Below are 25044 nucleotides of genomic sequence, written 5' to 3'. Positions count from 1 at the left end.
AAAGAATTAACAAACCCAATGTAGGATTTCTCTAATATAAGAAATATTAATTGTCTAATAATTATAATTGTACAGCTTGAAACTATAAACATACTTATTATTAAAACACATTTTTAAGGCAAGGAAGAGGTGTATTTCTGTAAAGTTTGGATCTAGTTAAAGAAATTGATAAATCTATCACTAGTCTTCTTTTTTTATTTGAAAATGTAGTATTTTTATACTGCTATGAAAAACAACAAAGTTTTTAGAAAAGGATTTGCTTTTAAATCATTCGAAGCACCTTACAAATCGCCTTTTGATACACTTTTTGAAATTTTTAAAGAACTTATAACACACACTTCTGGAGATTTTGATGAGGCGATTAGTTGGTTACGAGAATTAGATAAGGAATACAAGCTTACCACACCAGAGTACACCATTGAGGATTTTATTGAAGACCTGAAAAAGAAAGGCTATCTACGAGAAGAAATAGACCCTGATGGTAATGGTTCTTCATTAGCAATTACTGCTAAGACGGAACGAGCAATACGTCAGCAGGCATTAGATCAAATATTTGGTAAGATAAAACGTAGTGGACAAGGTAATCATAAAAGTAAAAGTCCAGGAATAGGAGACGAGCATACTGGAGATTTTAGAGGCTACCAATTTGGAGATGCTTTGGATAAAGTATCTATGACTGAAAGTTTAAAGAATGCCCAAATAAATCACGGAATATCTGATTTCACACTATCTGAAGATGATTTAGTTGTTGAAGAAACCTTGCATAAATCCCAAATGAGTACTGTGCTAATGATTGATATTAGCCATAGTATGATTTTATATGGAGAAGACCGCATTACACCAGCAAAACGTGTAGCCATGGCATTGGCAGAATTAATAACAACAAGATATCCAAAAGACACATTAGATATTATTGTATTTGGTAATGATGCATGGCGAATAGAGATTAAAGACTTACCATATTTAAAAGTAGGTCCTTATCACACAAATACGGTGGCGGGATTAGAATTAGCGATGGATTTGTTAAGACGAAAGCGAAATACGAATAAACAGATTTTTATGATTACAGATGGTAAACCTAGTTGTTTACGTTTACCAGATGGGCAATATTATAAAAATAGTATGGGGTTAGATACTCATATTATCAATAAATGCTACATGATGGCACAACAGGCCAGACGTCTGCATATTCCAATCACAACATTTATGATAGCAAAAGATAGCTATTTAATGCAATTTGTAAGGGAGTTTACCTATGCAAATCAAGGAAAAGCATTCTATACTGGGTTGAAAGGTCTAGGAGAAATGATTTTTGAAGATTATGAAACAAATAGAAAAAAGAGGATACGAGGATAGAAAAGCCCCTCTCAATCTCCCCAAAGGGGAGAAACACTCAACAATAAAATAAAAAATATGAGCAATAAAGAGAAAAGTAAGCAGGAAACAGTTCCCTCTCCTTCGGAGAGGGTTAGGGCGAGGCTTTTAGGAGAATTAAAACAATCAGGATATCAATCAAAATCTATAAAGGATGAGTTAAGAGATAATTTGATTCAAAAAATAAAAAATAAAGAAACTACTTTTGAAGGTGTACATGGATATGAAAATACGGTGATACCAGAATTAGAACGTGCTATTCTATCAAGACATAACATCAACCTGTTAGGGTTACGAGGACAAGCAAAAACACGTTTAGCACGGTTGATGTTAAATCTATTAGATGAATATATTCCATATGTGGCAGGTTCTGAAGTAAATGACGACCCATTAAACCCCATTTCGCGATATGCAATTGAACTCATAAAGGAAAAAGGGGATGATACCCCAATTTCTTGGTTGCATAGGAGTGAGCGTTTTGCCGAGAAATTAGCAACACCAGATGTAACGGTTGCTGATATTATTGGAGATGTAGACCCTATAAAGGCAGCCAATTTAAAATTGAGTTATGCAGATGATCGTGTGATTCATTATGGTATGATACCAAGAGCCAATCGTTGCATTTTTGTAATTAACGAGTTACCCGATTTACAAGCTAGAATTCAGGTAGCGCTATTTAATATTTTGCAAGAAGGCGATATCCAAATTAGAGGGTTTAAGGTACGTTTGCCCTTAGATATTCAATTTTTATTTACTGCAAATCCTGAAGATTATACTAATAGAGGAAGTATAGTTACACCTTTAAAAGATAGAATTGGTTCGCAGATTTTAACACATTATCCAGAGGACATTGAAACAGCTCGCTTAATCACAGAACAAGAAGCTAATTTAGTTGAAGGTCAAAAAGAAAATATATATGTGCCAGATTTGGCAAAAGATGTATTAGAACAAATTGTTTTTGAAGCTAGAGAAAGCGAATATATAGATGCAAAATCAGGTGTAAGTGCAAGGTTAAGCATCACAGCGTTCGAGAACTTATTAAGTACTGCAGAAAGGCGAGCTTTAATAGCTGGAGATGAACATACTACCTTGAGGTTAAGTGATTTTGTAGGGGTAATACCTTCAGTTACAGGAAAGGTAGAATTAGTGTATGAAGGAGAGCAAGAAGGCGCTGCTGTAGTAGCCTATAATCTTATAGGTAATGCTGTTAAAAGTTTATTTGAAGAATTTTTTCCGAAGATTGAAAAACTCAAAAAACAAGATGAAGAAACACCTTATGATGATATCGTATCTTGGTTTTTCCATCAAAAAGAAGGTTTTGAGCTATTAGATGATTTAAGAGATAAAGAATACAAAAATATGTTAGATGCCGTTTCTCCACTGGATGATTTATTAGGTAAATTTCAGCCTAACCTTAAAAAAGAAGATAGTTATTTCGTTAAAGAATTTGTGCTTTGGGCATTAGCGGAATATAAACAGTTGAGTAAACATCGCTTTTCTGAAGGCATGCAGTTTAAAGACCCATATGGGAGTTTTATAAGCGGGATATAGTTTTACCAAGCGTCTCTGCTTTTAATATTATTAGCGCATAATTCAATAATTTGAGTTATGCGTTTTTTTCGTGTTGCTTCTCGTTTTGCACTATGTAGCCAAGAGAGATAGGACTTTCTGTAGCCTTTAGAAAAGTTTTTATAATTTTCAAAAGCACGTTCATTTTTGTCAAAAGCAATTTTTAAATCCTCTGGAATTATGCCGTTTTCAACATCATCCATGGCACTCCAAGTACCTGTTTTTTTGGCAAGATCAATCATTTTACAACCAGACTTATGAATTAATCCAGCTTTTTCTAATTCTTCAATATATTTTTTATTCAAGGCACTCCAAGTACTCTTGGGGTTTCTAGGCGAGAAGTATTGCCTTCTTTTACCATTGCCTAAGCTTTTTAGTAGAATCAATCCATCCAAAGCATAGTGCTACTTTAACAGCTTCTTCCCAGCGCATCGTTGGTATGTTTAGCTCTAATTCATAGAAGATGAGATAAATATCCTTTGTGGTAGCATGATTTTGAAGTAACCAGTCGTACCAATCTGTATCTCTTTCAAAATAAAGTTCGGGTAAATCTTTTGTCATTTAAAGTACTTCTTTGGAATACACATAAAAGTTTTTGTCTACAGTAATTGGTAATTTACTTGAAGGTGTTTCTAATGTTTGCCATTCAGATTTTGGATAAATCCATTGCGTATCATCTCCAATTTTTATCTGAATGGGCATATCAAAATTGTCAACAATGTTGGTCCATCTGTATCTTAGTTTTTTCTTTTTATGAGAAAATTCTAATGTTGGAATTCGAGTATCTCTTAAATATTGATTAAAAAACTCAGTTAAATCAATGCCAGTTTCGTTGCTTAAAAAGTCTTCAATCTGTTTGGTTATTACTGTTTGATGGTAAAACTCAACATTTATTTTACGCAAAATATTCCGCCATTTCTCATCATCTTTTATAAGCTGACGTAGTGTATGAAGCATGTTAGCACCTTTGTAATACATATCTGTGCCATCACTTGATTTATTTACATTATAAAGGCCAATAATCGGGTTTTTATTTTCAATAAGCTTACGCGTACCTATCACATAGGCAGCAGAAGCTTCTTTTCCAAAATGATAATCTAAATACAAGTTTTCGGAATACGCGGTAAAACTTTCATGAATCCACATATCGGCTACATCTTTATTGGTAATGCTATTAGCAAACCACTCATGCCCAGACTCATGAACCAAAATAAAGTCAAACTTTAAACCCCAACCTGTACCTGATAAATCTCTACCTAAATATCCATTTTTAAATTTATTGCCATAAGTTACAGAGCTTTGGTGTTCCATACCCAAATATGGTGTTTCAACTAATTTGAAACTATCTGCGTAAAATGGATATTGTCCAAACCAATGCTCAAAAGCTTCCATCATTTTTGGAGCTTGTTTAAACTGTGCTTTGGCTTTTTCTAGATTGTAACTTAGTACGTAATAGTTCATATCTAATTTTCCAGCCATCCCATCATATATCTCAGAGAAATTTACATAATCACCAATATTAATATTTACACCATAATTATTTATAGGGCTTTTTACAGTCCAATGGTACGTTTTTGTGTCTCCTATACGTTCTACCAACTGTAATCTTCCATTAGATACATTGGTTAGTTTGTCTGGAACGTTTACACTAATTTTCATACTATCTACCTCGTCGTACATGTGATCTTTACAAGGCCACCAAACACTTGCACCCAAACCTTGGCATGAGGAAGCAATAAAATGATTGTTGTTTTTATCTTTTTTCCAGGAAATACCGCCATCCCATGGTGCTCTTATAGCTTCTTTTGGATGACCTTTGTAATATATATCGATAGTTTCTATATTACCAACCGTTTGATTTTTTACAAGATGAACAAAATGTGCGTTACCATCATGCTTCACTTTTAATTCTTGCTCATCTTGTATCACTTTCAAAATGCTCATAGGAGATTGCAAATCAATTTGCATAATAGAGTCTTCTTCTAAAACCTTGTACTGAACTGTATTTTTGCCAGAAATAAATTTTTTATCAGGTTCTACTTTAATATCTAAATGATAATAGGTTAAATCCCACCATTCGCGTTCGGGTGTAATACTTCCTCTTAAAGTATCTTGTCTGGTAAAGTTTGTTTTTTTAGATAATAATCCTTGTGAATATCCCAAAAAGAATGAAAGTGTAAATAAGAAAGTTATAAATAGTCTGTTGTAATTCATTTATATAAAATTTTATCGTACCATTAAACTATTTGGAAATACAACAGGGCTTTCAAAGCCATTTTCTCCAACAGTTGCAATTCCGAAGAAATAATTATCAATAACAATACCATGTAAAGTGGTGCCTAAAACCCCTTCAACATAACGACTGTTATCCCATGTGGGGGAGGTGGTATCTCTCCAATATACCTTGTAGCCTTTAGCGTCATCAACTTTTTCCCATATAAAGCGTGCAGATGCTTCAACCACACCTCCAATAGCGACTTCTTTTGGTGCGGGGGGTGCCCAAGCTAAACTTGCTAAATTAATAGCGTTTACGGCAGTAAGTTTTTTAGCATAATCAAGGTTAACGTGTTCTATTACATCTCCATATTTAATCCCATTTTCTTCTCTAATGTCTTGATGCTGTTGCGTGTAATTTTCATGAGCCTCCATAATACGTACACCAGCAAACCCTAAATCGTTGAATGGACGGTGGTGACCACCACGACCAAAACGATCTAATCGGTATATCATCATAGGGTTCATTTCTGGCATATATTTTCTGGTGTTTTTATGGATATAACGGGCCAATTGTCTAGAAATACCATCAACTTCCCCACCGTAAAAACGTCTCAGTTTTCTTTGATGTTCTGTTTCTGTAGGAGGGACAGGTTCAGAGAAAATTCTAAAGGTTCTGTTGTCAATTACACCATCTACACCTTTGATGTTACCAATCATGTCGTTATTTAGTACACCAATAATATCCCAATTATTATCTTTTGCATATTTAGCGAGTCCTGCACCACCAAAAAGGCCTTGTTCTTCTCCAGACAGACCAACGTAAACAATACTGCTTTCAAATTTGTATTTAGATAAAACACGTGCAGCTTCTATAGTTCCTGCCATACCAGATGCATTATCATTTGCTCCTGGCGCATCTGTAGTAAAATCCATAGTGTCACTTGCACGAGAGTCAATATCGCCACTCATAATCACATAACGATTAGGGTATTTAGTACCTTTTTGAATAGCCACTACATTAACTACCCAAGCATCATGAGGTACACGACTATTACCTTCTTTAGTTACAAAATCTTTCTGATAGGATACGTTTAAGCAATTATTGCAATTGCTAGAAATAGTTTCGAATTCTTTTTTTATCCATCTCCGAGCAGCTCCTATACCCCGCGTTTCAGAAATAGTGTCGCTAAACGTATTTCTGGTACCAAAATTCACAAGTGTTTGTATATCTTTTTCAATACGTTCAGCTGAAATGGCATTTATAATATCATAAATGTCTTTTTCTGATTGACTGTAACTGCATTGAATTACGACTACAAAAATTAAAGTAAGTTTTAATTGCATTTATCTCTTTTATAATTGAATTTAACTGTTTCAACTGTCCCGTCTTTATGCTTAACGCCTACGTAAACGTTCATTTCGTTAGGACTAATATTTTCAAAAGTCATACCTTCAAATTCAACTTTGTTTTTTGTTATACGTTTTAAAGGAAAGTCAACCGTTTCGTCTTTTGTTTCCCAACCTTCTAATTTATTATTAAAGTGTTTTAATTGAAGTACTAAAGTGTTATTAACTTCTCTGATTACTTCTATTTCATAAAAAGTAACTGATCCATCATTTATTAATTTGAAAGTTGCCATCATAGAGCCTCCAGATGGTTTACTCCAATTTTCTTCGGTTTGCCCTCCAAAGGCTTCACCTTTCCAATTCCCTGAAATCCAAGTTATATTTTCTAATTTTGGTTCTAATTCTTTTTCAGATTGAGTGTAGGCATTAGTAGTTAATACAAATCCTTTTAATATAAACGCTATTATTATAAATGTTTTCATGATAAAAAGTTTTAATTTATATATAAGACGTTCTAAATCTGATAATAGAGGACATTACTAGACAATTTTTTAAAAACTACAAGATAAAGAAATAAAAAAACGCCTCAAAATTGAATTTGAAGCGCCTTTTACATTTGAATTAGTCACACGATATGTTTAGAGTTTAAACTCTAAAAACAATATTTATTTTCTTTAATTACCTTTTCTGCAATAATATGTCTTAGCTCAATAATATTAGGCATGTTTACATATTTGATATAACGCTTTAAACCAACTAACATCATTTTTTGTTCATCGCCTGTGGAGAAAGAAATAATGGAGTGTTTACCTGCAGTTTCAATAACGTCTATAGCATGGAATAAATTTAATTTTGCCATAGCAATTTGTTCCTTAACATTATCTTCTCCTTGTTTTTTAGCCATTTTTTCTGCACGTAAAATTGCAGATTCTGCCAAGTAAATTTGAATCAATATATCAGAAGACGCTAACATTAATTGTTGTTGTTCTTCAATTTTTTCACCATATTTTTGAAGTGCTGCACCAGCTACCATTAAAAACAATTTCTTTAAATTTTTAATGATATTTTTTTCTTCTGAAAACAATTCTGAGTAATCTGGAACATCAAATGATGGAATACCCATTAACTCTTCTTTTACAGCCATAGCTGGTTCGAGAACATTTACATGTCCTTTCATAGCTTTTTTGATGAGCATACCAATACTCAGCATACGGTTAATTTCGTTTGTACCTTCGTAAATTCTTGCAATACGTGCATCTCTCCAAGCAGATTCAATTGGTGTTTCTTCTGAAAAGCCCATACCTCCAAAAATTTGAATACCCTCATCTGTACAATGTTGTACAAATTCCGATACTGCAACTTTTAAGATAGAGCATTCAATAGCATATTCTTCAACACCTTTAAGTTCTGCTTCTTGATGTGTGTCTTTACCATTTTTTTTGCGAAGTTCAATACGTTTTTCTATGTCTTTTGCAGCACGATAACTCGCTGCTTCTCCAACCCAACAGTTGGTAGCCATTTCTGCAATTTTTTGACGGATAGCTCCAAAACTTGAAATAGGTGTTTTAAACTGAATGCGCTCATTAGCGTATTTTACAGATTCAGTTATAGTGCGTCTTTGCGCATCTAAACAAGCTGCTGCCAATTTAATTCTACCAACATTAAGTGCATTCATTGCAATTTTAAAACCGTTCCCTCTAGTAGATAACATATTTTCTACAGGCACTACAGTTTCATTAAAAAATACCTGACGTGTGGAAGAAGCTCGAATTCCTAATTTGTGTTCTTCTTCACCCATTGTAATTCCGTTAGGATTCTCAGGGTCGTAGTCTACTATAAAACCTGTGATATTTTTATCATCTTCAATACGAGCAAAAACAATCATAACACTACAAAAACCTGCGTTAGAAATCCACATTTTTTGTCCAGTGATTTTATATGTTTTTCCATCATCTGAAAGTACTGCTTTTGTTCGTCCAGAATTGGCATCACTACCAGCAGTAGGCTCTGTTAAACAATACGAGCCAAACCATTCTCCAGAAGCTAATTTTGGTACATATTTTTGTTTTTGTGCTTCATTGCCATATAAGGTAATTGGCATAGTACCAATACCTGTATGTGCTCCAAACGCAGTACTAAAAGAACCTGTTGCTCCAGAAATATAATCACAAACCAAACATGTGTCTACAAAGCCCATACCCATACCGCCATATTCTTCAGGAACGGCAACACTTAAAAAGCCAAGTTCTCCAGCTTGACGCATACAGGATTCTGTTAATGCATAATCTTTTTGTTCAAACTGCGCTTTTTTTGACCAAATTTCTCTATCAACAAATTCAGAAACAGCTTCTTTCATCATGAGCTGATCTTCATTAAAATCCTCAGGTGTAAAAATGTCTTCGCAGTTGCTTTCTTTTACTAGAAACTGACCGCCGCGTAAAATATCTTTTTCTGTTGCTTCCATTTATTTTCTTTTATGTCTTTTTTAGTTTAAAAATTCAAAGATGCCACAAGCACCCTGTCCAGTACCCACACACATGGTTACTGCACCGTATTTACCTTTCATATCACGTTTACGCATTTCATCAAACAACTGTACAGAAAGTTTGGCACCAGTACATCCTAATGGATGACCTAATGCAATTGCACCTCCATTTACGTTAATGATATCTGGATTTAAACCTAATTCTCTAATAACAGCAAGCGATTGAGATGCAAATGCTTCATTAAGCTCTATTAACTCTAAATCATTTTGTTGTAATCCTGCTTGTTTTAATGCTTTAGGGATAGCTTTAACTGGTCCAATACCCATAATTCTTGGCTCTACACCAGCTGCTGCGTAATTTACTAATCTTGCTATAGGCTCAAGATTCAGTTCTTTTACCATGTCCTCACTCATAACCATTACAAAAGCTGCACCATCACTCATTTGGGAAGAGTTACCAGCAGTAACGCTTCCGCCTTGCGCAAATACAGGTCGCAATTTTGCTAGAGCACTAAGATTTGTACCTTTTCTTGGACCTTCATCTTTGGTAACGGTATAACTCTTTGTTGCTTTTTTACCGTTTTCATCAACATAAGTTTGTGTTACTTCAATAGGCACAATTTGATCTTGAAATCTATCTTCGGCTTGCGCCTTTAGGGCTTTCATGTGCGAGTTGTATGCAAATTCATCTTGATCTTCACGCGACACTTTAAATTCATTAGCTACGGCCTCAGCAGTATTTCCCATACCCCAGTAATATTCTTCTCTGCCAGATTTTGCAAGATCGTAATTAAGGTCTGTTTTGTAACCTGTCATAGGAACTGCACTCATGCTTTCTGCGCCACCAGCAATAATACAATCTGCCATGCCGGCTTGAATTTTTGCCGTAGCAATTCCAATAGTTTCAATTCCTGAGGAACAAAAGCGATTTACAGTTACTCCAGGAACATCAATTATATCTAATCCCATTAATGAGATTAAACGTGCCATGTTTAAACCTTGAGAACCTTCTGGCATGGCATTACCTACTATAACATCATCAATACGTTTTTTGTCCAATTCAGGAAGCTCTTTCATCATGTATTGAATGGTTTCAGCAGCTAATTCATCGGTTCTTTTAAACCTAAAAACACCTTTGGGCGCTTTTCCAACTGCGGTTCTGTATGCTTTTACTATATATGCTTGTTTCATCTTTTTTAGTCTTTAGTTGTTAGATTTTAGTACTTAGACTTCTTAGTACTAAATACTAACTTCTAATTAATTGCAATTAGTTGCGAAGTGGTTTCCCCGTTTTTAGCATGTGCTGGATACGTTCTAAAGTTTTACGTTCTGTACATAAACTTAAGAAAGCCTCTCGTTCTAAATCCAATAAATATTGTTCGGTTACTAGTGTAGGCTCAGATAGATCGCCTCCAGCCATAACATAAGCCAATTTATTAGCAATTTTATGATCGTGTTCACTAATATAGTTACTAGCTTCCATAGCATCGGTTCCTACTAAAAACATACCTAGTGCTTGTTTTCCGAGAACTTTTACATCTTTACGTTTTACGGGTTGTGTATATCCTGCATCTGCCATAAGTCTTGCATGTGCTTTGGCTGTAGCTATCTGTCTATCTTTGTTAACAACAACGATATCTTTTCCTTTTTGGAGAATACCTAAATCGTAAGCTTCATAAGCAGAAGTTGATACTTTTGCCATTCCTATAGTTAAAAAGTACTCTTGTAGCACATTTAACTCCACATCTCCTTTTCTGAAGGTGTCAGAAGCACGAAGCGCCATTTCTTTAGAACCAGCTCCACCAGGGATAACCCCAACACCAAATTCCACTAAACCAATATAAGTTTCAGCAGCAGCAACTACTTTATCAGCATGCATTGACAATTCACAAGCCCCACCGAGTGACATACCATGTGGTGCAGAGATAGTAGGTATAGCTGAGTAGCGCATGCGCATCATCGTATCTTGAAAATATTTTATAGCACCATTTAATTCTTCATATTCCTGCTCTACAGCCATCATGAAAATCATACCAATATTTGCACCTACTGAGAAATTAGCACCTTGATTTCCTATAACCAATCCCTCGAAATCTTTCTCAGCTAAATCAACAGCTTTATTTAATCCTGCTAAAACATCGCCTCCAATGGTATTCATTTTAGATTGAAACTCACAGTTTAAAATACCATCGCCTAAATCTTCAATAACAATACCTGAGTTTTTGAACACTTCGTTAGATTTTCTAATATTATCTAAAATGATAAAAGCATCTTGTCCTGGCACTTTATTTTGTGATTTTGACGGGATATCATAAGAGTAAGTTGCTCCGTTTTGTACAGTATAAAATGATGTGTTACCTGAAGATACCATATCATTTACCCAATTGGCAACTTCTAAGCCTTCCGCTTTAATTAATTCTAAACCTTTTTCAACACCAATAGCATCCCAAATTTGAAAAGGACCATGTTCCCATCCAAATCCAGCTTTCATCGCGTCATCAATTTTATATAGTTCGTCTGAGATTTCAGGAATTCTATAGGTTACATAAGCAAATAACTGCGCAAAACTTTTTCTGTAAAATTCTCCTGCTTTATCCTTGCCGGATACTAAAATTTTGAATCTATCGATAACTTTATCCACAGATTTGGTTAACTCTAAAGTTGCAAACTTTGCACGTTTTTTAGGTCTATATTCTAAAGTATCTAAGTCTAATGACAGAATTTCGCTTTTACCGCTTTCGCCTTTAACCTTTTTGTAAAATCCTTGTCCTGTTTTGCTGCCTAACCATTTATTATCAACCATAGTGGATATAAATTCAGGAAGCTTAAATAGTTCTAAACGTTCGTCATTCTTACAATTATCGGCAATACCGTTGGCTACATGTACTAAAGTATCTAAACCTACAACATCAACTGTTCTAAAGGTAGCTGATTTTGGTCGCCCAATTACTGGGCCAGTTAATTTATCAACTTCTTCAATGGTTAAACCCATGGTCTTTACCGTATGAAATAAACTCATAATGCTAAATATACCAATACGGTTTCCTATAAATGCTGGTGTGTCTTTAGCAACAACTGAAGTCTTCCCTAAGTATTGCTCTCCATAACCATTTAAAAACTCTAGTATAGAGGCATCAGTTTTAGGCCCAGGAATAATTTCAAATAACTTTAAATATCGTGGTGGGTTAAAGAAATGCGTACCACAGAAATGCTTCTGAAAATCTTCACTTCTGCCTTCACTCATAAATTGAATAGGAATACCAGACGTGTTACTGGTAATAAGCGTTCCAGGAGTTCTGTGCTTTTCTAAATTTTCAAAAACTTGTTTTTTAATATCAAGACGTTCCACAACAACTTCAATAATCCAATCTACGTCTTTAACCTTGGAGATATCATCTTCTAGATTTCCTGTTGTAATTCTACTCGCAAATTTTTGATGGTAAATAGGAGAGGGCTTAGATTTTAAAGATGCTTTAAGTGCATCGTTTACCAAACGATTTCTAACACTTTTATCTTCTAAAGTTAACCCTTTTGCTTTTTCAACATCTGAAAGTTCTCTAGGAACAATATCTAAAAGTAGAACTTCTACGCCAATGTTAGCAAAATGACACGCAATACCACTTCCCATGATACCAGAACCTACTACAGCAACTTTTTTTATAATGCGTTTACCCATGTTTGTTTACACTAAAATTTACTTGTTTTTATATATTTTTTTATTTGAAACCAATTCATTTATAGTTTCAGCAACTTCATAGAAGTGACTTAATTTGTCTTCGTCTATATTTTTTTTGATGGCTTCATTAAAGGTTAACACTTTTTCTTTTGAAAGCTCTCGTTTCTCTTTTCCAAAATCCGTTAAATGAATCAAAACACCTCTACCATCTTCTGGGTTAGGATGACGCTCTATTAAGCCTCTTTTTTCCATGGTTTTTAATGTACGAGATAAACTGGTAGCTTCCATTCCCATTTTAGGGCCTAAAGCAGTTGAAGGCGTGCCTTTTTCTGGGTCTATACTAAGCAGTGTAAAACCAGTTGCCATAGTGCTTTCAAATTTAGCAGCTTCTTCGTTATACATTTTATTAACCGTTAGCCAAGTGGTTCTTAGAACGTAATCTATTGTCTTGTCTTTCATTCTCGAGAGTTAGAATTTTTCAAATATAATAAAAATATATTATGCATGCATAATATATTGTAAAAATATGTATGCAAAAAAACACCTCGTTAGGAGGTGTTTATATGAATAAGTAAAGCGATAATTATCCTAATTTACCATTTATAGCACCTATAGCAGCACCAATAATAGTTGTCATTACTATAGAAATACCAACATCTAAGGCAGCTAGTTGAAATGTGAATTCAGGGTACATTGCAATATTGAAGAAATTATAAAATAGTCCTATAAATAGTCCTATGATAGCACCTGCTTTAGCACCTGTTGCAGCGGTTGTAATTTGTGCCCACCTATTGTAAATGTATGATACAAATAAGCCAAAGGTTAAACAACCTAGAAAGATAAATAACATAGTTTGTCCACTTTCCTCGGGTTGTGGAAATGTGTCTATAAAAATAATGCCGTAAAACAACCATCCTAAAAGGAAATCTACGATGCCTCCAACGATTCCAGAGACTAGAAAATGCTTTGTTTTCATTTTTTTAGTTTTAATTGGTTATGTTTAAATATACTAAAAAAATGAATAACTATTTAATAATCATTTGTTTAATGAGTATTGTCTTAGTGTTTTAAATTAAGATGGACGATATATATTCTCAATTAAATTAGAATACATCTTTTTAATAACGTCTCGTTTCATTTTCATGGTGGGTGTGAGATGTCCTGCATCAATAGACCATTCTTCGGCAGTAATTTCAAACTTTTTAATTTGTTCCCACTTTCCAAATTTTTTATTGCATTTATCAACTTCTTTCTGAATGCGTTTTTGAATAATTTCAGATGCAGCAATATCTTCTAAAGTATCTCCAACGGTGTGATTTTTACGTTCTATCCAATCTTTAACAAATTCAAAATTTGGTTGAATTAAGGCAGCTGGCATTTTCTCTCCCTCACCAATAACTATTATCTGCTCAATAAATCTAGATTGCTTTAACTCATTTTCTAGAAGTGTAGGGATGATGTATTTTCCACCAGAAGTTTTAAACATTTCTTTTTTACGTCCTGTAATTTTTAAAAAGCCATCAGCGTCAATCTCACCTTTATCTCCTGTATGGAAATAGTCATTTGTCATCACACTAGCAGTTTTTTCAGGGTCTTTATAATAGCCCATCATAACATTGGGACCTTTACATAATATTTCGCCATCTTCAGCTATTTTTACTTCAACGCCATCAATAACTCGCCCTACATAACCAATTTTCCAGCCATTGTTTCTTCGGTCGCTGGCGGATATTCCTGGAGAGGTTTCAGTTAAGCCATAACATTCCATTATGGGCATGTCGGCAGCTCCAAAAATTCTTCCAAGTCGGGATTGTAGTGCAGCACTTCCTGAAGCCATAAAAACAATATTTCCTCCCAGAGCTGCTTGCCATTTACTAAAAATTAGTTTTCGTGCGATAGCAAGTTTCAGTCCATACAAAAAACCATTTTGGCTGTAGGGTTTAAACTGCGCACCTAGCTCTACCGCCCAAAAGAACAGTTTCTTTTTAAGGCCTGTAAGATCTGTGCCTTTATCCATTATTTTGTCATACACTTTCTCGATGAGTCGTGGTACAACAGTCATTGTATGTGGTTTTATTTCTTTGGCATTATCACCTATTTTATCAATAGCTTCAGCATAGTAGGTTTCAATGCTACGGTACTGATATAGATAGGTAAACACACGTTCAAAAATATGGCAAATAGGCAAAAAACTTAAAGCTCGGGAGTTTTTGTCTAAAGGAAATCTATTGGATGCCGAAAGTACATTAGAAACGATATTATTGTGTGATAGCATAACACCTTTGGGCTTTCCTGTTGTTCCAGAAGTGTAGATTATTGTTGCTAATTCTTCAGGTTTTATATCTACTTTTCGACCCTCAACGTCTTTCTGGTTTACATCCTCTGCCCCTAACTCTAACAATTCTGAATAGTGTTTGCACCCATCAATATGGTCGAATGAATAGACTTCCTTGAGTTGCGTTTTCTTTTTAACCTTATTTATTTTTTCTAGAACTTCGGTACAGCTTACAAAACAATAAATGGATTCGCTATGATTCAAAACATATTCATAGTCATCAGAGCTAATAGTTGGATAAATCGGGATATTTTGTGCGCCAACTTGTAAAATGCCTATATCCACAATATTCCATTCGGTTCTATTATTCGATGAAATAATTGCAATTTTGTCATTTTTCTTAACGCCCAATTTCAACAAGGCTCTACTTATAGCATTGGCTTTATCTAAATAATCTTTAGTAGATGTTTTCTCCCATTTACCATTTTTTTTGGTGTTCAGCGAAGCATCTAACGGGTGGTTTTCTAATTGGTAATATGGAAAGTCAAAAAGTCGTGTTATCTCAGTCATAAGAATAGTAGAATGTATTAATGCAAATTATGAAAATAAATAAGATTTTCAAATTGGCTTAATTCCTAAAAGGAAAGACAATGTATGCAATTTTTAGATGAAATTATGAAAATAAGTTAGCTTTCATTTTTAAATTATCAAATTTTTAACGCTTTTTTTAAAAAAACATAAAAGAACTAAGCTGATGGAATCCTATTTATTGGAATTTCTCTGGGCTTTATCTTAATATCTTCAAAATCCTCTTTTTTAATGGTTTACTGACAATTGTCATGATTTAATATGTAATGGGGTACTACCTTTGGATAGTCAAACATTGGCATATACAACATATAAATACAAATTAGAGATGGAAGTAAAAGCATTTAGACCCGGAATTTGGAATGATAAGATTGATGTTAGAGATTTTGTTAGTAATAACATAACACCTTATCATGGAACGCACGAATTTTTGGAAGGCCCAACAGCCAAAACTCAAAAATTATGGGACATCTGTAAAGAAGCCACCAAGGAAGAACGCCAAAATAATGGTGTACGCGCATTAGATACTGATACGATTTCAACCGTTAGCGCATTTAATGCAGGTTATATTGATAAAGCAAACGAAGTTATAGTTGGTTTACAAACCGATGAGTTACTAAAGCGTACCATGAAACCTTTTGGAGGTTTTAAAGTAGTACAAAAAGCCTTGGCAGAACAGGGTGTAAAACCAAATGATAACTTAACAGAATTATTTACAAAATATGTAAAGACACATAACGACGGTGTGTTTTCAGCCTATAATGCTGAAATTAAAAAATTCCGTTCGCTAGGGTTTTTAACAGGATTACCAGATAATTACGCACGTGGTAGGGTAATTGGCGATTATCGTCGTGTGGCATTGTATGGTATCACTACTTTAATTGAAGCTAAAAAACAAGATTTAGCAAATATTGGTGGCCCTATGACTGATGCTGTTATTCGTTTACGTGAAGAGGTGTCAGACCAAATTAAAGCCCTCAATGAAATTATAGAGTTAGGAGCTAAGTACGATTTAGATTTAAGTCGTCCTGCTGAAAATGCTCAAGAAGCGGTGCAATGGACATATATGGGATATTTAGCTGCGGTTAAAGAACAAGATGGTGCTGCGATGTCTTTAGGTAATGTGTCTACATTCTTAGATATTTTTATTGAAGAAGATTTACAGGAAGGTATTATTACTGAAGCTGAAGCACAAGAGTATATTGACCAGTTTGTAATGAAATTAAGAATGGTACGCCATTTAAGAATGAGTGCTTATGATGAAATTTTTGCAGGTGACCCAACGTGGGTAACTGAAGCTATTGGCGGTATGTTTGAGGATGGCAGAACTAAAGTTACTAAAACATCTTTTAGATTTTTAAATACACTTTATAATTTAGGCCCATCTCCAGAGCCAAATATGACGATTCTTTGGTCTAAAGATTTGCCACAAAATTTTAAGGATTTTTGTGCTAAGGTGGCTATTGATACCTCTTCAATCCAGTTTGAAAATGATGCATTAATGCGAAAAACCAGAGGGTCTGACGATTACGGTATAGCGTGTTGCGTATCATATCAGGCGCTGGGAAAGTCTATTCAATTTTTCGGAGCGCGTACCAATTTAGCCAAAACCTTATTGCTGGCTATAAACGGCGGACGTTGTGAAATTACAGGGACTAAAATGGTAGATGGTATTGCGCCTTGTAACTGTAAAGTACTTGATTTTGATAAAGTAATGGCTAATTTTAAAATCGCCATGAAAGAAGTAGCTCGCGTGTATAACGATTCTATGAATATTATTCACTACATGCACGATAAGTACTATTATGAGAAAGCACAAATGGCACTTATTGATACTAATCCTGAAATTAATATTGCTTATGGTATTGCAGGCTTATCAATTGTGGCCGATTCTTTATCAGCTATAAAATATGCGAAGGTAACACCTATTAGAAATGAAGAAGGTTTAACTGTAGATTTTAAAATTGAAGGCGATTTCCCTTGCTATGGTAATGATGATGATCGCGTAGATGTTTTAGCTGCAAATGCCGTGGCAGATTTTAATAAAGAGTTAAAACAACTAGCAGTTTATAAAAATGCAGAACCTACTATGTCTGTATTAACCATTACCTCAAATGTGGTATATGGTAAGAAAACAGGAGCTACACCAGATGGGAGAGCTAAAGGTGTACCATTTGCGCCTGGAGCAAACCCAATGCACGGTAGAGACTCACAAGGTGCTATCGCATCATTAAATTCTGTAGCAAAAATTCATTATGAAGATTCTCAGGATGGTATTTCTAATACCTTTTCCATTGTTCCTAAATCTTTAGGAGCTGATGCGGATGAGCGTATTGAAAACCTAGCCTGTATCTTGGATGGTTATTTTTCTAAAAATGCACAACACGTTAATGTGAATGTTTTAGATAAAGACACCTTACTAGATGCGATGGAACATCCAGAAGCATACCCGCAATTAACCATTAGGGTTTCTGGTTATGCTGTGAATTTTGTAAGACTTACTAGAGAGCAACAAATGGAGGTAATCACAAGATCATTCCACGAGTCTATCTAATTCTATTTATATGCTGTAAGCATCTGAAAAAAGAAGTGTAAAGTATAAAACGCTTCTTTTTCAGGTGCTAACTATAAAACCTAAAGTCATCCAACATAAAGATAACATATTAAGAGTGCATTCCATTGAATCCTTTGGCACACATGATGGCCCAGGAGTACGCATGGTAATCTTTCTACAAGGTTGTAAACTAAAGTGTTTGTATTGCCACAATCCAGATACTATAGATACTCATGGCGGTAAAGAATATCCAATAGAAGATTTAGTGCAAATGGCCATTAAAGAGAAGCCTTATTTTGGAAAACGCGGTGGTGTTACCGTTTCTGGTGGCGAGCCATTGTTACAATCAAAAGAGTTGCTTCCGCTGTTTAAGCGTTTAAAGGAAGAAGGTATCCATACCAATATTGATACTAATGGTAGAATTATCAATCATTTTACAGAGGAATTATTAGATGATTATGCCGATTTGGTAATGCTGGATATTAAGCATATGACCGAAGAAGGCTATGAGTACATTACTGGGCAAAAAAATAAGGAAACCACATTTAATTTTGCAAAATACAGAGAAGCTTCTGGTAAGCCTATGTGGTTACGCTATGTGCTTATTCCAGAAATAACCAATACACCAGAACTATTGCACCAAATGGGTGCGTATTTTAAAGATTATAAAACCATAGAAAAAATAGAATTGCAGCCCTACCATAAATTAGGCGTGCATAAATGGGATGCTTTAGGTTGGGATTACCCGTTAAAAGATGCCAGAGAGAATAAACCTGAAGAGATTGATGCGGCAGTAGCCATACTAAAAGCATATTTTAAAGACGTTAGAGTAAATTAATGAGTAAAGCGAAGGCTATACTCAAACCATAAAAATTATGAGTACACAAAAACTAAAAAATCGTTGGTTAATCGCAGCATCGGCTGTGGGCATACATATTTCTATCGGGTCGGTATATGCCTATTCGGTAATGACCAACCCTGTTAAAGATATATTTGATGTAGATGGTAGTGTGATAAAATGGGCATTTAAAATCGCCATTTTATTACTTGGGTTATCAGCTGCTTTTTTAGGACGATGGGTAGAAAAAGTTGGCCCTAAAGTAAGTGGTACAACAGCTGGTTTGTTTTACGGTATAGGTATTTTAGGTTCTGGGTTAGCAGTACAACTAGAAGCCTTATGGTTGTTCTATTTGTGCTATGGCGTTATAGGTGGTATAGGCTTAGGTTTAGGCTATATTACGCCAGTAAGTACTTTGGTAAAATGGTTTCCAGACCGTCGTGGTTTAGCAACAGGAATGGCTATTATGGGTTTTGGTTTTGCCGCCTTAATTTTTGGACCCGTAATGCAATCGCTTTTTGAGGCTGTTGGGGTATCCAATGCGTTTTACATTTTAGGAGTAATTTACATGGTTTTAATTTTATCTTCAGCGAGATACATCGAAAGACCACCAGAAGGATATTTACCAGATGGTTTTAAACCGGGAGAAGGTAAAACCATTAAAAAAGATTTGGCAAATATTACGGCGAATGAAGCTTTAAAAACCCCACGCTTTTATTACATCTGGATTATGATGTTTATAAACATTGCATGTGGTATCGCTATTATATCAGCAGCAAGCCCTATGATGCAAGAGAAATTAAACTACACTCCAATGGAAGCCGCAGCTATTGTGGGTTTAATAGGTGTGTTTAACGGCTTGGGTAGAATTATGTGGTCTACACTATCCGATTATTTTGGGCGTGCCAATACCTATATTGTGTTTTTCGGATTTCAAATATTAGCTTTCTATTTCTTACCACAAATTGGTATGGAAATGTTGTTCTTAGTTGTATTGTTTACGGTAATTACTATGTATGGTGGTGGTTTTGCAACCTTGCCCGCATTTTTAGGAGATTTATTTGGTACCAAACAATTAGGAGCTATCCACGGTATGGTACTAGCGGCTTGGGGATTAGCAGGAGTAGTAGGGCCAACAATATACGATATGGTTAAAACCGCTACAGGCTCTTTAGATACTACGCTTAAAGTATTTGCAGGTTTGTTTGTTGTGGCTTTATTGGTGTCGCTATTAATGAAGCGTACTGTAGTAAAAGCGTACCAAAAAAAAGATAAAAACGTAAATAAAAAATTGAAGTTCGCTTAACGTTGCGAATTTTATGATTAATTGATTTTTTTGTAATTGGTTAGTAACCCCAAAACGTGTAAGGTGTTTTGGGGTTACTTTAGTTTTTTATTGTTTCTCAATCCATATTCTAGCATTCACAAATGCTTCTAACCAAGGCGAAACTTCATCTTTTCTGCCATCAGGATAATTTGCCCAATTCCATTGGAAGGTGGAACGTTCAATATGTGGCATAGTTACCAAGTGGCGTCCCGTTTTATCAGTCATCATTGCGGTGTTAAAGTCCGAACCATTAGGATTGTGTGGGTAACCTTCATAACCGTATTTTGCCACAATATGGTATTGGTCTTCAGTGTATGGCAAGCTAAATTTACCTTCGCCATGTGAAATCCAAACCCCTAAAGTGCTTCCTGCTAACGAGGATAACATCACAGAATTATTCTCTTGAATTTTTACCGATGTAAAACTGCTTTCGTGCTTATGCGAATCGTTATGATGCATTTTGCCATGTACCTCATGCTCTGGGTTGATAAGGTCTAGTTCCATCCAAAGCTGACAGCCATTGCATATCCCAACAGATAATGTGTCTTTTCTAGCAAAGAAATTGTCTATAACTGCTTTTGCTTTTTCGTTATACTTTATGGCACCAGCCCAACCTTTAGCAGAACCTAAAACATCAGAGTTAGAGAAGCCTCCAACAGCTCCTAAAAACTGAATATCTTCTAAAGTTTCACGACCAGAGATTAAATCGGTCATGTGTACGTCTTTCACATCGAAACCTGCTAAATACATAGCGTTTGCCATTTCACGTTCGGAGTTTGAACCTTTTTCACGAAGGATGGCTGCTTTAGGTTTCCTTCTGTCATTACGAGACCCTTGCGACGTGGTAATCTCATCATTTGAAGTGGGAGATTGCTTCACTTCGTTCGCAATGACGTCTTTCAGTTTCCCTGTAAAATGTTTTGGGAATGTATATTGTAATGGTTGCTTTTTATAATTATTAAACCTGTCTTGTGCTAAACCATTTGTAGTTTGCTTTTGGTCTAATAAGAAAGAGGTTTTGTACCAAACATCACGTAATGTAGATACTGTTAGTGTGAACACATCAGTATTATTAATGATGCTTAAGGTATCGCTTTCAGTAGCTTTACCAATATTAAAAAATTCGATTTTAGTATCAGCTAATATCTTTTCGATAGAAGCGTCTTTCGTCTGAATTACAATTCCAGCATTTTCAGCAAATAATAATTTAATGGAGTCGTTTTCATTTAAAGCGGAGAGATCTAACTCAACACCTAAATTCGTGTCCGCGAAACACAATTCTAAAAGCGTTGTAATTAATCCACCCGATGCTATATCATGTCCTGCAACTATTTGTTCGTCTCTAATTAAATCTTGAATGGTGTTAAATACGTTTTTAACATAGTTAGCATCCTTTACATTGGGCGCATCGTTCCCGATTTTATTTAATACTTGCGCAAACGAACTACCACCTAATTTAAAATCGTCTTGAGATATATTGATATAATATATACTTCCTGCGTTTTTCTTTAAAACAGGCTCAACAACTTTAGAAATAGCGTTACAATTGGCTGCGGCAGAAATGATAACTGTTCCTGGAGAAATTACATCCTCGTTAGGATATTTTTGTTTCATAGAAAGCGAATCCTTTCCGGTAGGCACATTAATGCCTAAATCTATAGCGAATTCTGAAATGGCTTCTACAGCCTCATACAAACGTGCATCTTCGCCATCATTTTTACAAGGCCACATCCAGTTTGCAGACAGGGAAACGTTTTTAAGTCCATCTTTTAAAGGTGCCCAAATAATATTAGTTAAGGCTTCTGTTATTGAATTTCTACTTCCAGCTACAGGATTAATCAATCCAGAAATAGGCGAGTGGCCAATAGAAGTGGCAATACCTTCTTTTCCTTTATAATCCAATGCCATTACGCCAACATTGTTTAATGGAATTTGTAACGGACCAACACATTGTTGTTTTGCTACTTTACCACCAACGCAACGGTCTACTTTGTTAGTTAACCAATCTTTACAGGCTACGGCTTCTAGCTGTAATACTTGCTCTAAATAACTTTGAAAATTGTCAGAATGATACGCAACATCAGCATAGTTTCGTTTTACGGTATTATCTGTCATTACCGTTTTTGGCGAACTGCCAAACATGTCTTCCATGGCTAAATCCATTGGCGTATTGCCTCTGGTTTTAGATTTGAAGGTAAAACGGTCGTCGCCAGTAACATCCCCGACGGTGTACATTGGCGAACGTTCACGATCTGCTATTTTGTTAAGCGTGTCAATATGTTTTTCAGAAATAACTAACCCCATACGTTCTTGAGATTCGTTACCAATAATTTCTTTATCCGATAGGGTAGGGTCGCCAACAGGTAAAGCATCTAAATCAATCTTTCCACCTGTATCTTCCACCAATTCTGATAGGCAATTTAAATGTCCACCAGCACCATGGTCGTGAATAGAAACAATAAAGTTTTCATCACTCTCCACCATACCTCGTACCGCATTGGCAGCACGCTTTTGCATTTCTGGGTTAGAACGTTGTACTGCATTCAATTCGATACCTGAGGCAAATTCTCCAGTATCAGCACTTGATACCGCAGCGCCTCCCATACCGATACGGTAATTTTCGCCACCAAGAATTACTATTTTATCGCCTGTTTTAGGTGTGTCTTTTAAGGCTTGGTCTTGTTTGCCGTAACCAATTCCACCAGCTTGCATAATTACTTTATCAAACCCTAGTTTGCGGGCATCTTCTTCATGTTCAAACGTTAATACCGAGCCGCAAATTAAAGGCTGACCGAATTTATTACCAAAGTCTGACGCACCATTAGAGGCCTTTATTAGAATATCCATTGGGGTTTGGTATAGCCAATCGCGTTCTTCAACGCCATTTTCCCAAGGACGGTTGTCTTCTAGTCGAGAATAAGACGTCATATACACTGCAGTTCCAGCCAAAGGAATAGAGCCTTTACCACCTGCAAGTCTATCACGAATTTCGCCTCCCGAACCTGTAGCGGCACCGTTAAAAGGCTCCACCGTGGTAGGAAAGTTGTGTGTTTCTGCTTTTAGTGAAATTACAGAATCAAAATTTTCAGTCCTATAAAAATCAGGAACATCAGCACGTTTTGGTGCAAACTGTTCTACTTTTGGACCTTTTATAAAGGCTACATTATCTTTATATGCCGAAACAATATCGTTAGGATTTTGCTTTGACGTTTCTTTAATTAATTTGAATAATGACGTCGATTTTTCTTCGCCATCAATCACAAATGTGCCATTAAAAATTTTATGGCGACAATGCTCAGAATTCACTTGAGAAAATCCAAACACTTCAGAATCCGTCAATGGGCGACCTATTTTCTTTGAAACACCCTCTAAATAGGCCACTTCTTCATCGCTTAAAGATAAGCCTTCCTGTACGTTATACGCCGCAATATCTTCAATGTCTAAAATTGGTTCGGGTTCAATATCAATGGTAAAACTTTCTTGGTGTAAGCCATTAAATTTCTCAGAAATCATCGGGTCAAAATCTGCAAAATCTACGGAAACTGCTTGAAACTCTTCAATGCGTATAATACCAGAAACCCCCATGTTTTGAGTGATTTCCACCGCATTGGTACTCCAAGGTGTAATCATTGCGGCACGAGGTCCAACAAAAAAAGCATCTAAAGATGCTTGTTCAATTTTAGGTTGGTTACCAAAAAGCCATGTTAATTTTGAAATTGTTTCAGGACCTAATTCTTTTGTTGTTTGAACCGCAAAAACCTTGCTATTTACGTTCCCAAAGAAATGAATCATTCGTGTTGCGTTTGGATGTTTATAGAAAGTGCAAAAATACACTTTTTTAGCGATTCAAAGTGTCTTTTTTGTCTGAAGGATAACCTGTTATTAACAGTATTTTTAACAAGAAATTTATGGGCGTTGTCCACCTCCTTCGAGAAATTTAGGTAAAGTACCCACTAAGTTGTTGAATTTACAGGTGTTTTCAGAGGTAGGCGAGAAAAAGTAATTAATTATGTTCATTAATTGGTAGTAATCTTTTGTTCGGTTTGTAATTTCAAATACATAAATGACATTAAATTACGTAATCCCTCTGTTGGACGTTGTGTACATTTAATAGTTTTGCTGTAAAGGTTTGTTTTTAAATTCAATTCATAATTCGTTCCATCAAAACCGGGAAAATCATAAATCTCTTTGTACTTGTCAAATTTTAGAATTTCTAAATATTGTTCCAATTGATGAAATGCTGAATCAGAAAAAGTTGTTACTTCCAATTCATAGTTCTTTTCAATTCTTCTATATTCAGTTTTTTTATCTTTTGTAATTATTAATTCAGTTATACCAGAGGAACATAGATAAAGAGGCTCTATTTTTAGTTTTAATTCTTCTATTTTTAGTCCAGTATTTTCTATTGAATCTTTTTTAAATAAAGTTATATAATCGCTGTACTTATCCAAAGGTTTAAAAACAAGTTTGCCTTCTAGATTACTTTCTAAATAAAACTTTTTAATTTCGTTATTGCCATAGTCAAAGAGCAATTCAATTTCCTTGTTTAAATTCAATTTTCCGATTTCGTCAAAAATTGACTCTTTCATAAATAAACCTCTTTTTATGAACGTAGAATCTTTGAAATGAAATTCATTACAAAGTGAGTCAATCCAAATAGTATTTTTCAAATTATTAAAAGCGCTTAATTTACTCGAATCTACATTACAATTCGAAAATAGAATACAAATGGTTAGAGCAACAATTATTTTCAAAGATTGGATTTTGATATTAATACTAACTTTAAGGATATAT

18 protein-coding genes are annotated in these 25044 nt (G+C 35.0%); 5 read left to right on the top strand and 13 right to left on the bottom strand.

Going from position 1 to position 25044, the window contains the following annotated elements; translation table 11 throughout:
• The first annotated feature begins 225 nt into the window (after positions 1-225).
• Entirely contained in the window at positions 226-1356 is a 1131-nt protein-coding gene (locus tag EYD46_RS09950; protein ID WP_130936935.1) for a vWA domain-containing protein, read from the top strand.
• Positions 1357-1413: 57 nt separating this feature from the next.
• Complete coding sequence (locus tag EYD46_RS09945) at positions 1414-2925, top strand: MoxR family ATPase (protein WP_130936934.1); 1512 nt, start codon at positions 1414-1416, stop codon at positions 2923-2925.
• Between the two features lie 2 nt (positions 2926-2927).
• Here the strand turns inward: EYD46_RS09945 and EYD46_RS09940 are convergent, their stop codons facing one another.
• From EYD46_RS09940 to EYD46_RS09895, 11 genes are all read right to left on the bottom strand, one after another.
• Entirely contained in the window at positions 2928-3329 is a 402-nt protein-coding gene (locus EYD46_RS09940) for a YdeI/OmpD-associated family protein (protein ID WP_308807869.1), read from the bottom strand.
• Complete coding sequence (locus EYD46_RS18085) at positions 3298-3504, bottom strand: YdeI/OmpD-associated family protein (protein ID WP_308807868.1); 207 nt, start codon at positions 3502-3504, stop codon at positions 3298-3300. The genes EYD46_RS09940 and EYD46_RS18085 overlap by 32 nt, the downstream gene beginning before the upstream one ends.
• Positions 3505-5157, bottom strand: a complete 1653-nt coding sequence (locus tag EYD46_RS09935) for a M1 family metallopeptidase (protein ID WP_130936933.1) — start codon at positions 5155-5157, stop codon at positions 3505-3507.
• Between the two features lie 12 nt (positions 5158-5169).
• Positions 5170-6504, bottom strand: coding sequence for a M28 family peptidase (locus EYD46_RS09930; protein WP_130936932.1), 1335 nt, complete (start codon positions 6502-6504; stop codon positions 5170-5172).
• A complete protein-coding gene (locus tag EYD46_RS09925) occupies positions 6495-6989 on the bottom strand; it encodes a DUF6265 family protein (RefSeq protein WP_130936931.1) in 495 nt (164 codons plus the stop codon). Before EYD46_RS09925 ends, EYD46_RS09930 begins: the two co-directional genes overlap by 10 nt.
• Before the next feature lie 170 nt (positions 6990-7159).
• A complete protein-coding gene (locus EYD46_RS09920; RefSeq protein ID WP_130936930.1) occupies positions 7160-8971 on the bottom strand; it encodes an acyl-CoA dehydrogenase family protein in 1812 nt (603 codons plus the stop codon).
• A 21-nt stretch (positions 8972-8992) separates the two neighbouring features.
• On the bottom strand, positions 8993-10183 hold the full coding sequence (locus EYD46_RS09915) for an acetyl-CoA C-acyltransferase (protein WP_130936929.1): 1191 nt from the start codon (positions 10181-10183) through the stop codon (positions 8993-8995).
• A gap of 76 nt (positions 10184-10259) precedes the next feature.
• Positions 10260-12668, bottom strand: coding sequence for a 3-hydroxyacyl-CoA dehydrogenase/enoyl-CoA hydratase family protein (locus EYD46_RS09910; protein WP_130936928.1), 2409 nt, complete (start codon positions 12666-12668; stop codon positions 10260-10262).
• An 18-nt stretch (positions 12669-12686) separates the two neighbouring features.
• Positions 12687-13127: a MarR family winged helix-turn-helix transcriptional regulator gene (locus tag EYD46_RS09905; RefSeq protein ID WP_130936927.1), complete on the bottom strand. Its 441-nt coding sequence runs from the start codon at positions 13125-13127 to the stop codon at positions 12687-12689.
• A 124-nt stretch (positions 13128-13251) separates the two neighbouring features.
• On the bottom strand, positions 13252-13644 hold the full coding sequence (locus tag EYD46_RS09900) for a DUF1761 family protein (protein ID WP_130936926.1): 393 nt from the start codon (positions 13642-13644) through the stop codon (positions 13252-13254).
• 96 nt (positions 13645-13740) lie between these two features.
• A complete protein-coding gene (locus EYD46_RS09895; RefSeq protein WP_130936925.1) occupies positions 13741-15513 on the bottom strand; it encodes an AMP-dependent synthetase/ligase in 1773 nt (590 codons plus the stop codon).
• 313 nt (positions 15514-15826) lie between these two features.
• On the opposite strand from EYD46_RS09895, the gene pflB reads away from it, so the two are divergent.
• From pflB to EYD46_RS09880, 3 genes are all read left to right on the top strand, one after another.
• Positions 15827-18085, top strand: coding sequence for a formate C-acetyltransferase (pflB, locus tag EYD46_RS09890; protein WP_443093553.1), 2259 nt, complete (start codon positions 15827-15829; stop codon positions 18083-18085).
• A gap of 64 nt (positions 18086-18149) precedes the next feature.
• Complete coding sequence (pflA, locus tag EYD46_RS09885; protein WP_229731349.1) at positions 18150-18923, top strand: pyruvate formate-lyase-activating protein; 774 nt, start codon at positions 18150-18152, stop codon at positions 18921-18923.
• Between the two features lie 37 nt (positions 18924-18960).
• Positions 18961-20229, top strand: coding sequence for an L-lactate MFS transporter (locus tag EYD46_RS09880; RefSeq protein ID WP_130936924.1), 1269 nt, complete (start codon positions 18961-18963; stop codon positions 20227-20229).
• Positions 20230-20316: 87 nt separating this feature from the next.
• Here the strand turns inward: EYD46_RS09880 and purL are convergent, their stop codons facing one another.
• On the bottom strand, positions 20317-24042 hold the full coding sequence (gene purL / locus EYD46_RS09875) for a phosphoribosylformylglycinamidine synthase (RefSeq protein WP_130936923.1): 3726 nt from the start codon (positions 24040-24042) through the stop codon (positions 20317-20319).
• A 224-nt stretch (positions 24043-24266) separates the two neighbouring features.
• Positions 24267-24839 (bottom strand): hypothetical protein, encoded by a 573-nt coding sequence (locus EYD46_RS09870; protein ID WP_130936922.1) that lies wholly within the window; start codon positions 24837-24839, stop codon positions 24267-24269.
• Positions 24840-25044 lie beyond the last annotated feature (205 nt).

This window comes from Hyunsoonleella pacifica (assembly GCF_004310335.1).
GTDB classification, from domain to species: Bacteria; Bacteroidota; Bacteroidia; order Flavobacteriales; family Flavobacteriaceae; genus Jejuia; species Jejuia pacifica.
This window is presented reverse-complemented; position numbering and strand designations above follow the sequence as displayed.

Coding starts and splice junctions, on each gene's coding strand:
- EYD46_RS09950 (WP_130936935.1), top strand. CDS start 226: ATGAAAAACAACAAAGTTTTTAGAAAAGGATTTGCTTTTAAATCATTC.
- EYD46_RS09945 (WP_130936934.1), top strand. CDS start 1,414: ATGAGCAATAAAGAGAAAAGTAAGCAGGAAACAGTTCCCTCTCCTTCG.
- EYD46_RS18085 (WP_308807868.1), bottom strand. CDS start 3,504: ATGACAAAAGATTTACCCGAACTTTATTTTGAAAGAGATACAGATTGG.
- EYD46_RS09935 (WP_130936933.1), bottom strand. CDS start 5,157: ATGAATTACAACAGACTATTTATAACTTTCTTATTTACACTTTCATTC.
- EYD46_RS09930 (WP_130936932.1), bottom strand. CDS start 6,504: ATGCAATTAAAACTTACTTTAATTTTTGTAGTCGTAATTCAATGCAGT.
- EYD46_RS09925 (WP_130936931.1), bottom strand. CDS start 6,989: ATGAAAACATTTATAATAATAGCGTTTATATTAAAAGGATTTGTATTA.
- EYD46_RS09920 (WP_130936930.1), bottom strand. CDS start 8,971: ATGGAAGCAACAGAAAAAGATATTTTACGCGGCGGTCAGTTTCTAGTA.
- EYD46_RS09915 (WP_130936929.1), bottom strand. CDS start 10,183: ATGAAACAAGCATATATAGTAAAAGCATACAGAACCGCAGTTGGAAAA.
- EYD46_RS09910 (WP_130936928.1), bottom strand. CDS start 12,668: ATGGGTAAACGCATTATAAAAAAAGTTGCTGTAGTAGGTTCTGGTATC.
- EYD46_RS09905 (WP_130936927.1), bottom strand. CDS start 13,127: ATGAAAGACAAGACAATAGATTACGTTCTAAGAACCACTTGGCTAACG.
- EYD46_RS09900 (WP_130936926.1), bottom strand. CDS start 13,644: ATGAAAACAAAGCATTTTCTAGTCTCTGGAATCGTTGGAGGCATCGTA.
- EYD46_RS09895 (WP_130936925.1), bottom strand. CDS start 15,513: ATGACTGAGATAACACGACTTTTTGACTTTCCATATTACCAATTAGAA.
- EYD46_RS09880 (WP_130936924.1), top strand. CDS start 18,961: ATGAGTACACAAAAACTAAAAAATCGTTGGTTAATCGCAGCATCGGCT.
- purL (WP_130936923.1), bottom strand. CDS start 24,042: ATGATTCATTTCTTTGGGAACGTAAATAGCAAGGTTTTTGCGGTTCAA.
- EYD46_RS09870 (WP_130936922.1), bottom strand. CDS start 24,839: ATGAAAGAGTCAATTTTTGACGAAATCGGAAAATTGAATTTAAACAAG.